Below are 13,185 nucleotides of genomic sequence, written 5' to 3'. Positions count from 1 at the left end.
GCGTTTGCCAGACAGGTACCCCAACCGGAGGAACCTCATGAGCCTGCGTTATCTGCTGCTTGCCGTCGCGATGACGGTGTCCCCCCATCTGGCCGCCCAGATCAACGCGCTTCTGCCGACGCGCCACATCCTGGTCTATGGAGATGCGCAGGCACGGGCCATTCCGGATCGTTTCAAGATTTCGATCCAGTTCGAGTGCACGGATCTCAATCCCGATGTTGCGCGCCGCGCCGTCGAGCAGCATGTGGCCGATACCCTTGCCAAACTCAAGGCTGTCGGGGTTCCCTCCGCGGAGATTGTCGCGACTTCGTTGCAGATCGGCCCCAAGCAACGGTACGACCAGAAGCTCCAGGAGCAGGTATTCGTCGGTACGCAGGTGAGTCGATCGCTGACCGCGCGTTTCTCGAAACAGGCGGACCTGGAGCGCTTCTTGTCGACGGTCGAAACATCACAGGCATTACGCATCTCGGAAGTGACCACCGAACTGAGCACCGAGCCGGAATTGCGCAAGGCCCTGCGCGAGAACACCATCGCGTCCTCCCGCGAGAAAGCGGAAGTGATCGCACGAGCGTATGGCGCCCGTCTTGGCCCGGTATACAGCGTGTCGGACGTTGCGCCCCAGTTCGAGTATGGCGTCAGCGAGGGCGACTGGCCGGTGCGTTACGAATGGAAGAGCAATGGCGCACTTGACCGAATCACGGTGACGGGCAGCCGCCTCGATCGTGCTGGCGTTGATGTCTCGCTGCAGGCCGGCTATGTGAACTATTCCGACAAGATCTACACCGTATTCCTGCTGGCGGACTGACCCATGCTGTTGATGATCGACAACTACGACAGCTTCACCTACAACCTCGTGCAGTACCTGCAATCGCTGGGGGCCGAGGTGAAGGTGGTGCGCAACGATGCGATGACGGTGGATGAGATCGCGAAGCTCGCGCCCGAGCGCATCGTCATCTCGCCTGGTCCATGCACGCCGAACGAAGCCGGCGTCTCGCTGGAGATCATCGAGCGGCTCGGCGCGACAACGCCGATTCTCGGCGTCTGCCTGGGGCACCAGAGCCTCGGCCAGGCGTATGGCGGCAACGTCATACGGGCCGGCCGGATCATGCATGGCAAGACCTCGCGCATCCGCCATGAAGGAAAAGGCGTGTTCGCCGGGTTACCCGATGCCTACGAGGCCACGCGCTACCACTCGCTGGTGGTGGAGCGCAGCAGTCTTCCCGACGCGCTGGAAGTCACGGCGTGGACCGAAAACGAGGATGGCAGCTTCGAGGAGATCATGGGGCTACGCCATCGCGAGTATCCGGTCGAGGGCGTGCAGTTCCATCCGGAATCGATCCTGACCGAGCATGGCCACGCGCTGCTGAAGAATTTCCTGGAGCGATGATCTCCGACACCTGCCTTTGCAGGAGCGGGCCATGCCCGCGATGCTTTCCCTGTCAGGCACCCAGCGTATCGCGGGCATGGCCCGCTCCCACAGGCAACCGAAGATGCCATTGACCCCCCAAGAAGCCCTGCAGCGCACGATCGAGCATCGCGAGATCTTCCACGACGAGATGGTCGACCTGATGCGGCAGATCATGCGTGGCGATGTGTCGCCGACGATGACGTCCGCGATCCTGACCGGCCTGCGCGTGAAGAAGGAAACCGTCGGTGAGATCGCCGGTGCGGCCACGGTGATGCGGGAGTTCTCGCGCACCGTCGATGTCGCCGACCGCACGCATCTGGTCGATATCGTCGGTACCGGGGGCGATGGCTCGCATACCTTCAACATCTCGACCTGTTCCATGTTCGTCGCGGCGGCGGCGGGCGCGCGCGTCGCCAAGCACGGCAACCGCAGCGTCTCGTCGAAGTCGGGCAGCGCCGACGTGCTGGAAGCGCTGGGTGCCGACATCGAGCTGCAGCCGGCACAGGTGGCGGAATCCATTGCGCAGGCCGGCATCGGCTTCATGTTCGCGCCCGTCCACCATCCGGCGATGAAGGTCGTCGCGCCGGTGCGCCGGGAAATGGGTGTGCGCACGATCTTCAACATCCTCGGGCCGCTGACCAATCCGGCTGGTGCGCCGAGCATCCTGATGGGCGTGTTCCATCCTGATCTCGTCGGCATCCAGGCGCGCGTGCTGCAGGAACTCGGCGCCGAGCGCGCGCTGGTGGTGTGGGGCCGCGACGGCATGGACGAACTGTCGCTGGGCGCCGGTACTCTGGTCGGCGAACTGCGCGATGGGGAAGTGCGCGAGTACGAACTGCACCCCGAGGACTTCGGCATCGCGATGGCTGCCAGCCGCAACCTGCGCGTGGGCGACGCCGCCGAATCCAAGGCGATGCTGCTGGGCGTGCTGGACAACCGCCCGGGTCCGGCGCGCGAGATCGTGGTGCTGAATGCGGGTGCCGCACTGTACGTGGCCGGCGTGGCGGAAAGCATCGAGGAGGGCATCGTCCGTTCGCGCGAAGCGATCGCCAGCGGCAAGGCGCTGGAGCGCCTGCAGCACTTCGTGGCCACGACCCAGGCATTGGGCCGGCAGAACGCAGGGGCATGAGATGGCAGGTGGTGGATTCGCGACGCTTCCCAAGCCGCCGTACTACGCGGTGATCTTCTCCTCGCAGCGCAACGCGCATGATGATGCGGGCTACAGCGCGATGGCAGAGCGCATGGTCGAGTTGGCCGTGCAGCAGCCCGGCTTCCTCGGCATGGAGTCCACGCGTGGCGCCGATGGTTTCGGCATCACCGTGGCGTACTGGGAAAGCGAGGACGCCATCCGTGCCTGGCGCCAGCATGCCGAGCACACTGCCGCGCGCGAGCAGGGGCGCCGCGACTGGTATGAACATTTCGAGTTGCGGGTGGCCAAGGTCGAACGGGCGTATGGCTGGGACCGCGCGGCGCCGCCCCGCGGATAAATGCGAGAATACGGCTCCGTGCGGGCCAAAACGCCGGCCAGAAGGACTCCATGAGCGACATCCTGACCACCATCCTCGCCCGCAAGGCGGAAGAGATCGCGGCACGCAGTGCACGCGTCCCCTTGGCGGACCTGCGGGCGCAGATCGATGACGCGTCACCGGCGCGGGGTTTCGCCGATGCACTGAACGCGATGATCGCGCAGGGTGATCCGGCGGTGATCGCCGAAGTGAAGAAGGCCAGTCCGTCGAAAGGCGTGATCCGTCCTGACTTCCGGCCGGCCGATATCGCGGTGAGCTACGAGTTCGGCGGCGCGGCCTGTCTGTCGGTGCTGACCGATGTCGACTTCTTCCAGGGGGCGGACGACTACCTGAGGCAGGCGCGCGATGCGTGCACGCTGCCGGTGCTGCGCAAGGACTTCACCGTCGATCCGTACCAGGTGTACGAGGCGCGCGTGCTGGGCGCGGACTGCATCCTGCTGATCGTGGCGGCGCTGGACGACGGGCAACTGGTCGACCTGTCGGGCCTGGCGATGCAGCTGGGCATGGACGTGCTGGTGGAAGTGCACGACATTGATGAACTGGAGCGAGCCCTGCAGGTGCCGGTGCCCCTGGTCGGGATCAACAACCGCAACCTGCGCACGTTCGAGGTCTCGCTGCAGACCACGCTGGACATGAAGGACGCTGTGCCGAAGGACCGCCTGCTGGTGACCGAGAGCGGCATCCTCGCGCCCGCGGACGTGGCGATCATGCGCGATGCCGGCATCAATGCGTTCCTGGTCGGCGAGACCTTCATGCGCGCCGAAGAGCCCGGCGAGGCGCTGCGTCAGCTATTCTTCGCGGCATGACGGACGCTTCCTATCCGACGCCGCGCGCCGATGCCCCGGTCGTCGTCTTCGATTTCGACCACACGCTGTACGACGGCGATTCCGGCGGTCACTTGGTCAAGTGGCTGATCCAGCGCAATCCGCTGCGTACGGTCGCGGCGCTGGCCGCGTCCCTCGTGCTGGGGCCGATGGTGGCCTTCCTGCCGACGCGCCGGCGCGGGATTTCCGGCTACATCTGGATCGGCACCTTCGGCCTGCATGGGCGCCGAAGTTTCGACGCGCTGATCGACCAGTACGTGGCGACCCATCGCGACGAGGTGCAGCAGCGCCTGCTGCCGCACGCGCTTGACGTATTCCGCGAGCACCGTGCCGGCGGCGACAACGTGGTGGTCGCGACCGGCGCGCCACCGGAACTGGCGCGTGCGATCCTGAGCTTCGTCGCCCACGAAGACGTGCCGGTCATCGGCACCGCCGTCGGTCCCCGCCTGGGCGCGGTGGTAGCGACGCGTCACTGCCACAACGAAGAGAAGATGCGCATGTTGCGCGAGCGCGGCTACGGCGAAATCGCCGTGGCGTACTCGGACAGCAGCGCCGACCTGCCGCTGCTGAAAGCGGCGCGCGCGCCGGTGGTGGTGAATCCGAAGGCCGCGCGGGTGGCGATGTTCCGCCGCGTGCTGCCGCCGGGCACGCCCATCCTCAACTGGGGTTGCAAGGATCGCGGCGGCGCGGGCGCGCGCGCGACCTGACCGACGGCGCCGGCTCAGATCCGTTCCGGCGCGTTCCAGTCCTTGATCAGATCCGCGAACTCGATCTCGGCGAAATCCTGGTACTCGCCCGCGTCGTAGAAGCGGCCGTAGCAGTTCTTGCAGCTTTCGAACCAGATATGCGGCTGCTGCGGGTCGACCATGCGGATCAGGTCGCGGTTGCCGATGCAGACCGGGCACTTGATCCGGTCGACCTTGTTGCATTCCTCGCCCTGCGCCGGATCGCCCGTGTCGATCTCCTCGGCACGATGCTTGAGGGTTTCGTGCGCCATCATCTCGAACCAGAGCCCCTTGCAGCGGGTGCAGCGATGCGCGCTGGCTTCGGGTTCGACGACGAGTTCCATCGTGCCTTGGCACTTGGGACATTGCATGGCGGCATCTCGGAAGGGCGGACGGCGGGATTCTACCGTGGACCTCGGCCGTTGCCAGGGACAGCCGTGCTACAGCCGCAGGGGGTCGATCGCGACCTTCGGCAGCAGGCGCTTGGTGAAGTAGCTGTCCTTGTAGTACCGGACCTTGCGGCACAGGATCGGATGGGCGAGGCCCTCGTACAGCACGATCTCCTTCTCCGGCCCCATCGCCTTCAATTCCTGCGGCAGCATCAGGGCGCGCTTCTCCAGCACCTCGTTGTCGGACACGTTGCGCCCGTGGCCGTGCGAGCGCGTGCGGGCGCGGCGCTTGATGGTGGTGAAGCCCAGCATCTCGGAGTAGTCGTTGGCATCCTGCTGCTCGCGCGGGGCATAGATGATCTGCAGCGCGTGGTTGGTGATGATCGTGCGCGACAGTTCCTTGCCGTATACCGCGTCCAGCTGCGCCATCGACTGGATGATCGGCAGCAGGCGCAGGTTGTAACCGGCCATGTAGGCGACCGCCTTGGCGATGATGTCGACGCGGCCGATCGCGGTGAACTCGTCCATCAGCAGCAGGCACTGGTGCTTCAGGCCGGGATCGTTCTGCGGCAGCACCTTGGTGTTGACGTTGATCAGCTGGCTGAAGAACAGGTTCACGATCAGCCGGCTCTCGGCCAGCTTGTTGGGCTGGATGCCGACGTAGATCGTCATCCTCCGGCGGCGCACGTCGTCGAGGCGGAAATTGTCGGCGCTGGTCGCGGCGTCCAGCACCGGATTCAGCCAGGGATTCAGCGGTTCGCGGAAGGAGCCGATGATGGAGGCGAACGTCACGTCCGCCTGCGACAACAGGCCGGCGAAGGCGGTCCGCGCCTGGCCGCTGAGGAAGGGCGCCTCCACCAGCTTCTGCAGGTAGGGCTTCATTTCGCCGCCATCGCCCGACGACAGGCGCAACACCGCGCCCAGGGTCGGCGGTTCCGCAGTGCGGTCGTGGTCGTGGCGTTCGAACAGGTACAGCGCGAAGGCGAGGAAGGCATTGCGCGCCTGGCTGACCCAGAACTTGTCCTTGTCGTCGCCATCGGGATACAGCATGGCCGCGATGCTCTGCAGGTCCGAGACGCGGAAGGCGGGATCCGGCGACACATACGTCATCGGATTCCAGCGATGGCTGCGCCGGTCCTCGGCGAACGGATTGAACAGGTACACCTCGTGGCCGATCGACTGTCGCCAGCCCGAGGTCAGATCGAAGTTCTCCTGCTTGATGTCCAGCACCACGGCGGATTCGCGGTAGTCGAGCAGGTTGGGAATCACCACGCCCACGCCCTTGCCCGAGCGGGTCGGCGCGGCGAGCACCACGAACTGCTGCCCCGACAGGCGCAGCAGCTTGCCGTTCATCTGGCCGACGACGATGCCGGTGTCCTTGCTCGCCAGGAAGCCCTTGTTCGCCAGATCGATCATGCCGGCGAAGCGCGCGCGTCCGTGCAGGTTCCGGTAGCTGCGCAGCTTGTAGACCATGACCGACAGCGCCGCCCAGAGGAGCAGCATCAGCCCGCCGCCCACCGCACCGGCGGTCTTGATGCGCCACGCGTAGGGTTGCACGCGCGGATGGTCGAGGTGTTTGAGGTAGTCGACGTAGGTGCCGGCGCCGACCAGGCCGCCATCGAGCCCGAGGAACAGCAGCGCCAGGTAGCCGGAGAGATAGAGCGCGCCGATGGCCGCGAGCGCGGCCAGCACCAGGATGATCACAACGCGTGTACTGCCCAAGCTGCCCCCTGTCGTTCCGTGATGGATGTCGTCGCGGCGTCAGTCCCTGCCGCCGCTTTCCTGCTTTCCTGCCGTGTCGATCAGCACGTACTGATCATTCTTCTGCCAGCGCGGCAGGCCGTCCTGCAATTTGATGCAGGGCTGCCCGCCGCACGAAGTGATGGTGACGTGCTGCAAGGCCTCCAGCACTTCCGCGTCGACCTTCGCGCGCTCAGAGCGCTGTACGTTGTGCCACGCCGCGTAGCCGCTTCCCGCGACCAGCAGTACGCTGGCGGCCGACAGCGCACCCAGCGATTTCCAGCCGAGGAAGCGAGCGCGCTGCGAGAGCTGCACCTGTTCACGCTGCAGGTGGTCGGCCACTTGGCGGAGTCGCACCGCGGTTTCGCCGATGCTGTGCGTCGCCGCGGGAATTTCCTGTGCGAGCGCATCGTGTACGGCGCTGCGCGCCTGTTCGCTCATTTCGCGCTTGCCCTCCTCGATGGTCTTCCTGACCACGATGGCGGATGCCTGGAGTTCCTGCGCGGAGGCCTGCTGCACCGCCGCCGCCTTGTTGCACTGCTCTGTCAGATGCGCCGCCAGCAATGCCGCGTTGGCGACGAACTCATCCATCTTCGACGGTTCCATATCGTCCCTTGTCACGCGAGGAGTTTCCGCAACCTCGGCATCGGCATGATGCCAGAGATAATTTTCATTCGAGCGATCAAGGATGGATCCGGTTCGTAGGAAATTTCCTACAGCATCCGTGAGTCCCATCGAATGAAAGCATTCTTCATTCATCGCAGTGAAGAATGTTTTCACATTCGATGTGACCCTGTTCCTTCTTTTACAAGTTCCTTCACATTGATGATCGAACCTGCGCTTGGAATTTCATCCAATTGCAACACGCGCTTTGTTTTATGGGCTTTCGTGAGCGCGGTTAATGACAGTGAAGATCGTCGTACACATGTTTACTTTTTGATTTAGGTTGACGACACAAAAGCGCGTGGCTATGTTCGGCGCGACTGTCGTGATGCAGTACGCGGATTCAACGTGCGACGCGCGTTAAAGGTCGCATGAGCGTCAAAGGAGTGTGAGCGCATGGATGCGAATACAGGGGGTAATGCGCAGGCCGTTGTCCTGTGCAAGGCGACAGGCTCGGGACGATCGTGGATCCCGGCGCGCATGGGCGCGCATTGCCACCCGGAGACATTCATCAGTGCCGTGACGCATCCCGTCGGGGAGGCGCATCGGATGTCTGTTGCCGACGATTGCAGAAAGGTGGATTCGTGATCCTGAACGTCGTTCTTCGCAAGATGAGGGTGTCGTGTGTCGTGATGGTGCCGCTGATGGTCGCAGGATGCGCCACGCCGCAGGCCGCGGACATCAATGGGCGCTGGCGCCCGGTGAACCGCTTTGCGGAAGCGCCACAGGCCATTCCGTTGCAGCAGGCCTACATTTACCAGGCGTCCCCCGCCGACGGCACGCTCAGGACCATGCTGGGTCGCTGGGCCAAGGATGCGAAGCTGACGCTGGTATATCTGCATTCGAACGACTACACGCTGCATGCGCCGGTCGCGCAGATACGCACGAGCAGCCTGGAAGATGCCGCTACGTCGTTGTCGGCCGCGTATGCGGAGCAGGGCGTGCAGGTCGTCGTCGAACGGCCGCGGATCATCGTGAGCCAGGCATCGTCACCCGCGTCGGACGTGGCGCCTGCCGCCGCACTGGGCGACTGAAGGCGACGGCCCGCGCATGTTCAAGAAGAAGACGTCCTCCCCTGATATCGACCGCGCTGTGGCCCAGGGCGTCAGCTTCGAGCTGACGCTCGCGGAGCGCGCACGCAAGAGCGAGCGGCGCGCCTGGCTCGTCGCGTGGTCCGCCATCGTGATGTCGCTGATCCTCGCGGGGGGCTATTTCCTTTTCCTGCCGCTGAAGGAAAAGGTCCCGTACCTCGTGATGGCCGATCCCTACACGGGCACCGCCAGCGTGGCGCGCCTGTCGGGGAACTTCCAGGATCGCGACGTCACCACCGAGGAAGCGATCAACAAGAGCAACGTCGCGCAGTTCGTGCTGGCGCGCGAGTCCTACGATTCGGGATTGATCGGCCAGCGCAACTGGCGGACGACGCTCGCGATGGCTGGCCCGGCGGTGTCGCCGGCCTACATCGCGCTGCACTCGGAGAGCAATCCCGAGCGGCCGTTCCGCCTGTATGGCGGGGCCAGTTCGGTGCGTACGCGCATCCTAAGCATCGTCCTGATCGGGGGAGGCCCGGGCGCGCGTCCCACCGGTGCGACCGTGCGTTTCCAGCGCAGCCTCTACGACAAGGCGCGCGGCCAGGTGCAGCCGCTGGACAGCCGCATCGCCACGCTGGAATTCACCTACAACCCGGATCTCCGTCTGAGCGAGGAAGACCGGTTGCTGAATCCGCTCGGGTTCCGCGTGACCAACTATCGGGTCGACGACGATTTCGCCGCGGCAACGGTGCCCGAGCGCGAGTTCCCGGCACCGCCGGCTGCGCCCGCGCCTGTTCCCCCCATGCAGCCCGCATCGACGTCGGCCGTCGCTCCAGCGACGGATACCGCCACCCCCAACGAAAACGATGTGCCGGCCATCCCGCAGCCTGCGGAACAGTCGGAACCAGAGACTCGACCTGGAGTGCCCCAACGATGAGGTTGAAGGACGCCCTGCTGCGTTTGGCCGCGATCGGCCTGATGCTCCTGACGCTGCCTGCGCTCGCGCAAGTGATTGAGGAGTACACGTATGCGCCCGACAAGGTGTATCCGGTGCGCACCGGCCTCGGCATCACCACGCAGATCGAGCTGTCGCCGCACGAGGAAATCCTCGATTTCAGCACGGGCTTCAGTGGCGGCTGGGACATCAGCCGTCGTGGCAACGTGTTCTACCTGAAACCGAAAAACGTCGATGTCGACACCAATCTGCTGGTGCGTACCGCGGCGCACTCGTACATCTTCGAACTGAAGGTGGTGGCGACGGACTGGCGCGTACTGGACCAGGCGCGCGCGGCCGGCGTGCAGTACCGCATCAAGTTCGCCTATCCCGGCGACACCAGCTTCGCGGGCACGAATGCCCGGCCGCAGGAACCGGCGTCGGAGCTCAGCACCGACGTCGAGCCGGGGCGGGCCTACCACTTCAACTACGAATACGCGCAGCGCAAGCGTGGGCCGACCTGGCTGGTGCCGACGACGGTCTACGACGATCGCCGCTTCACCTACATCCGCATGGGCGACCGCACCCGCTTCCCCAGCGGCAACTTCCCTGTAGTGTTCGCGCGCGACAGCCAGGACGGCGACGAATTCGTCGTCAACTCGACGGTGCAGGACGACACCATCGTCGTGCACGGCACGTATCCCTACTTGGTCATCCGCCACGGCGACAACGTGGTGGGTCTGCGCAGGAGCCCGGAGTAATGAACCAGACGCCGAACGATCATCCGGACATGGGCTCCGAGCGGGTGCCCCCGCAGAATCCCTATCAGACCGCGCGTCCGGGGCCGGATCCCGACCTAGACGCGAACGCGCCCTACCTGCGCTCGGCCGACGTGCAGCGGCTCAACCGCAAGGCATTGCTGTTCCTTGCCGGCATCATCGTGCTGATGCTGCTGGTGGTGTTCTGGATCTTCAGCGGGGGCTTGTCCTCGAAGAACGACCGGGACCAGTTGCCTGCCAAGGGCGAGCAGGTGGTGATTCCCGCCGCTCCGCGCGATCTGCCCGAATTGCCGCCCGAAGCGGCACCGGTGCCGCTCGAGCCGGAGCTGCCGCCCCTGCCCGTCGTCGACGACGCCGGTTCCTCGACGGCGTCGATGATGGCCATGCCGTCGGGACTGCCTGGACGGCAGGAGCCGACGCTGCGCGAGCGCCGCATGCTCGACATGGCGAGCACGTTCGGGGAAGGGGGTGTGGATCCTGCCGCTCCGCCCCAGGATCCTGGCATGGCGGAGTACGCCGCCCTGATGACCGGACAGGCGGGGCAGGGACCCGCTACGCCGCGCGAGGCGCCGGAGGGCATGACCAGCGCCAAGCCGCTCTACAACCCCAATACGCTTCTGTTGCGGGGCACCTACATCCGCTGCGTGCTCGAATCGCGCGTGATCACCGATGTGCCGGGCTATACGTCCTGCGTGGTGACCGAACCGGTGTACTCCGTCAACGGCAAGCGCCTGCTGCTGCCGCGTGGCTCCAAGGTGATGGGCAGCTACAACTCCGAGGCCATCATCGGCGAGCGTGCCGCCATCGTGTGGGACCGCATCACCACGCCCACCGGCATGGACGTCAACATGCGCAGTCCCGGCACCGACATGCTGGGCGCGGCAGGCAATCCCGGCCACTACTCCGCGCACTGGGCGCAGCGCATCTCGTCGGCCTTGCTGATCAGCATGCTCAGCGACGCCTTCAAGTACGCCGGCGCCAAGCACGGCCCGCAGGAGACGTCCATCGTCAACGGCGCCATCGTCCAGAACCCTTACGAGAGCAACACCGCCAGGACCATGGAGCGACTGGCGAACATGGCGCTGGACCGCAACATGGCCCGTCCGCCGACCGTGACCATCAACCAGGGCACCATCGTCAACGTCTATGTCGCGCGCGACGTCGACTTCTCCGCGGTGATGCGCTGACAGGCGCGCAGGCATGGATACGCAGAACGAGCCCCTTGCCCGCGTCTCCAACGAGTTCCTGGACTACCAGTACCAGGTGCTCGGGATCGGTGAGCACATGCATTCCTCGGATGTCACCGAGATCTGCATCAACCGCCCGGGCGAGCTCTATCTCGAGACGGCACGGGAGGGTTGGCTGAAAGCGGATGTGCCGACGCTGACCTTCGAGCGTGCGCGCCAGTTCTGCACCTCCGTGGTCAACGAGAGCAATACCGGCCAGCGCATCACCGACATCGATCCGATGGTCTCGCTGACGTTCCCCACCGGCCAGCGCGCCCAGTTCGTCATCCCGCCGGCCTGCGATGCCGGCAAGGTGTCGATCACGATCCGTCTGCCGGCGAAGTTCAGCAAGACACTGGAGCAGTACGAACAGGACGGCTTCTTCGACGAGATCCTCGAGCAGCAGCAGGTGCTCGGCGAGCACGACCAGGAACTGCTGGAGTTGCGGCGCAGCCGCAATTACGCCGAGTTCTTCCGCAAAGCCGTGCACTACCACAAGAACATCGTGGTGGCCGGTGCGACCGGCAGCGGCAAGACCACGTTCATGAAGTCGCTCGTCAACCATATTCCCGACCAGGAACGCCTCGTGACGATCGAAGACGCGCGCGAGCTGTTCATCCGCCAGCCCAATGTGGTGCACCTGCTGTATTCCAAGGGTGGCCAGAGCGCCAGCAACGTCACCGCCAAGAACTGCATGGAAGCCTGCCTGCGCATGAAGCCCGACCGCATCATCCTGGCCGAGCTACGCGGCGACGAATCGTTCTACTTCATCCGCAACTGCGCCTCGGGTCACCCCGGTTCCATCACCAGTTGTCATGCCGGCAGTACGGCGCAGACCTGGGACCAGCTCGCGCTGATGGTGAAGGCCTCCGCCGAGGGCGCAGGCCTGGAGTTCGAGGTCATCAAGCGCCTGCTGAAGATGACCATCGACATCGTGGTGCACATCAAGGCGCACGCCGGGCGCCGCTACATCACCGGCATCGATTTCGATCCCGCCCGTGCGCTGGCGTCCTGAGGAGAAGAACGCACATGAACATCATCCATGCACTGCAAGGCCGTCGAGCGGTTTCCCATCCAGGGAGGAACTGCTGATGCTGCCTGGCATGGAGCTGATGGGCTGTACCGGACTGGCGGTTCCGCCGACGGTGATGGAGCACGTCGTGAAGGTCGAGTCCTCATTCAATCCCTACGCGATCGGCGTGGTCGGAGGCCGGCTGGCGCGCCAGCCGCGCAACCTGCCCGAGGCGCTGTCGACTGCGAAGATGCTGGAGGAACGCGGCTACAACTTCTCGCTGGGGCTGGCACAGGTCAACCGTTACAACCTGGCGAGACAGGGTCTGAACAGTTACGAGAAGGCGTTCGATGTCTGCCCCAATCTGCAGGCGGGCTCGCGCATTCTGGCCGAATGCTACTCGCGGTCCGGCAGCGACTGGGGCAAGGCATTCAGTTGCTACTACTCCGGCAACTTCACCACCGGCTATCGGCACGGCTATGTTCAGAAGGTGTTCGCGTCGTGGCAGCGGCAAGCGGGGAAGGAGGCGGTCCCGTCTGTTCCCGCGATCCCCGTGATTGATCGGCGCACCGCCGCCAATCCATCGCGTGCGGTGCCGCGAGCGAGTGCCGCGGGCACGACGTCATCGCGCGTGGCGCGTCGCATCGAAGAAGCGAAGAGCGACCGCGCGACTGTGGAGCGGCCCGCCGTGGCCGCGGTACCCCGGCCGACCGCTATAGCGCCGAATGCAGTGCCGGCACCGATCACGCCCATGACGGCACCGGCCATCGCACAGGTCTCCGCCGACGCGCCCGTGCTCGTGCAGGCCTATAACCAGAACACCGCCGTGGCGCCGCAAGCGCCGCAGGCCGTGCAGACATCCGGGAGGGATGACGCTTTCGTCTTCTAGCAGAACCCGCCAGGGATGGCTTATCGGCACGCGAAAGTG

15 protein-coding genes are annotated in these 13,185 nt (G+C 65.1%); 12 read left to right on the top strand and 3 right to left on the bottom strand.

Annotation, left to right across the window (positions count from 1 at the left end; genetic code table 11):
* Positions 1–37 precede the first annotated feature (37 nt).
* From AC1Q5B_RS01000 to AC1Q5B_RS00975, 6 genes are all read left to right on the top strand, one after another.
* The gene (locus AC1Q5B_RS01000) at positions 38–805 is read left to right on the top strand and encodes an SIMPL domain-containing protein (RefSeq protein WP_492629880.1); all 768 of its coding nucleotides are present in this window, start codon (positions 38–40) and stop codon (positions 803–805) included.
* A gap of 3 nt (positions 806–808) precedes the next feature.
* Positions 809–1,387: an anthranilate synthase component II gene (locus AC1Q5B_RS00995; protein ID WP_492629879.1), complete on the top strand. Its 579-nt coding sequence runs from the start codon at positions 809–811 to the stop codon at positions 1,385–1,387.
* Positions 1,388–1,490: 103 nt separating this feature from the next.
* Entirely contained in the window at positions 1,491–2,537 is a 1,047-nt protein-coding gene (gene trpD / locus AC1Q5B_RS00990) for an anthranilate phosphoribosyltransferase (protein ID WP_492629878.1), read from the top strand.
* A 1-nt stretch (position 2,538) separates the two neighbouring features.
* A complete protein-coding gene (locus tag AC1Q5B_RS00985; RefSeq protein WP_492629877.1) occupies positions 2,539–2,895 on the top strand; it encodes an antibiotic biosynthesis monooxygenase family protein in 357 nt (118 codons plus the stop codon).
* A gap of 50 nt (positions 2,896–2,945) precedes the next feature.
* Entirely contained in the window at positions 2,946–3,740 is a 795-nt protein-coding gene (trpC, locus tag AC1Q5B_RS00980) for an indole-3-glycerol phosphate synthase TrpC (protein ID WP_492629876.1), read from the top strand.
* Positions 3,737–4,465, top strand: a complete 729-nt coding sequence (locus AC1Q5B_RS00975) for a haloacid dehalogenase-like hydrolase (protein ID WP_492629875.1) — start codon at positions 3,737–3,739, stop codon at positions 4,463–4,465. The genes trpC and AC1Q5B_RS00975 overlap by 4 nt, the downstream gene beginning before the upstream one ends.
* Before the next feature lie 14 nt (positions 4,466–4,479).
* Here the strand turns inward: AC1Q5B_RS00975 and AC1Q5B_RS00970 are convergent, their stop codons facing one another.
* The 3 genes from AC1Q5B_RS00970 to AC1Q5B_RS00960 all read right to left on the bottom strand — a co-directional run bounded on the left by AC1Q5B_RS00970 (position 4,480) and on the right by AC1Q5B_RS00960 (position 7,392).
* Entirely contained in the window at positions 4,480–4,854 is a 375-nt protein-coding gene (locus AC1Q5B_RS00970; RefSeq protein ID WP_492629874.1) for a zf-TFIIB domain-containing protein, read from the bottom strand.
* Positions 4,855–4,923: 69 nt separating this feature from the next.
* Positions 4,924–6,594, bottom strand: a complete 1,671-nt coding sequence (locus AC1Q5B_RS00965) for a type IV secretory system conjugative DNA transfer family protein (RefSeq protein WP_492629873.1) — start codon at positions 6,592–6,594, stop codon at positions 4,924–4,926.
* Positions 6,595–6,633: 39 nt separating this feature from the next.
* Positions 6,634–7,392 carry a hypothetical protein gene (locus tag AC1Q5B_RS00960; RefSeq protein WP_492629872.1) on the bottom strand — a complete coding sequence of 253 codons (759 nt, stop codon included), beginning with the start codon at positions 7,390–7,392 and terminating at the stop codon, positions 6,634–6,636.
* A 467-nt stretch (positions 7,393–7,859) separates the two neighbouring features.
* Here AC1Q5B_RS00960 and AC1Q5B_RS00955 point away from each other — a divergent pair, with 467 nt between their 5' ends.
* The 6 genes from AC1Q5B_RS00955 to AC1Q5B_RS00930 all read left to right on the top strand — a co-directional run bounded on the left by AC1Q5B_RS00955 (position 7,860) and on the right by AC1Q5B_RS00930 (position 13,146).
* Positions 7,860–8,309, top strand: a complete 450-nt coding sequence (locus tag AC1Q5B_RS00955; protein WP_492629871.1) for a TcpQ domain-containing protein — start codon at positions 7,860–7,862, stop codon at positions 8,307–8,309.
* 16 nt (positions 8,310–8,325) lie between these two features.
* Positions 8,326–9,243, top strand: a complete 918-nt coding sequence (locus AC1Q5B_RS00950; RefSeq protein WP_492629870.1) for a VirB8 family type IV secretion system protein — start codon at positions 8,326–8,328, stop codon at positions 9,241–9,243.
* The gene (locus AC1Q5B_RS00945; RefSeq protein WP_492629869.1) at positions 9,240–10,001 is read left to right on the top strand and encodes a TrbG/VirB9 family P-type conjugative transfer protein; all 762 of its coding nucleotides are present in this window, start codon (positions 9,240–9,242) and stop codon (positions 9,999–10,001) included. Before AC1Q5B_RS00950 ends, AC1Q5B_RS00945 begins: the two co-directional genes overlap by 4 nt.
* Positions 10,001–11,206 carry a TrbI/VirB10 family protein gene (locus AC1Q5B_RS00940; RefSeq protein WP_492629868.1) on the top strand — a complete coding sequence of 402 codons (1,206 nt, stop codon included), beginning with the start codon at positions 10,001–10,003 and terminating at the stop codon, positions 11,204–11,206. The genes AC1Q5B_RS00945 and AC1Q5B_RS00940 overlap by 1 nt, the downstream gene beginning before the upstream one ends.
* A gap of 13 nt (positions 11,207–11,219) precedes the next feature.
* Positions 11,220–12,260: a P-type DNA transfer ATPase VirB11 gene (virB11, locus tag AC1Q5B_RS00935; RefSeq protein ID WP_492629867.1), complete on the top strand. Its 1,041-nt coding sequence runs from the start codon at positions 11,220–11,222 to the stop codon at positions 12,258–12,260.
* A gap of 76 nt (positions 12,261–12,336) precedes the next feature.
* On the top strand, positions 12,337–13,146 hold the full coding sequence (locus AC1Q5B_RS00930) for a lytic transglycosylase domain-containing protein (RefSeq protein WP_492629866.1): 810 nt from the start codon (positions 12,337–12,339) through the stop codon (positions 13,144–13,146).
* The last annotated feature ends 39 nt before the right edge of the window (positions 13,147–13,185 follow it).

This window comes from Pseudoxanthomonas sp. GW835-FHT14C01, assembly GCF_058793715.1.
Note: the sequence above shows the minus strand (reverse complement) of the source record. Positions and strands in the feature narration are given on the sequence as shown.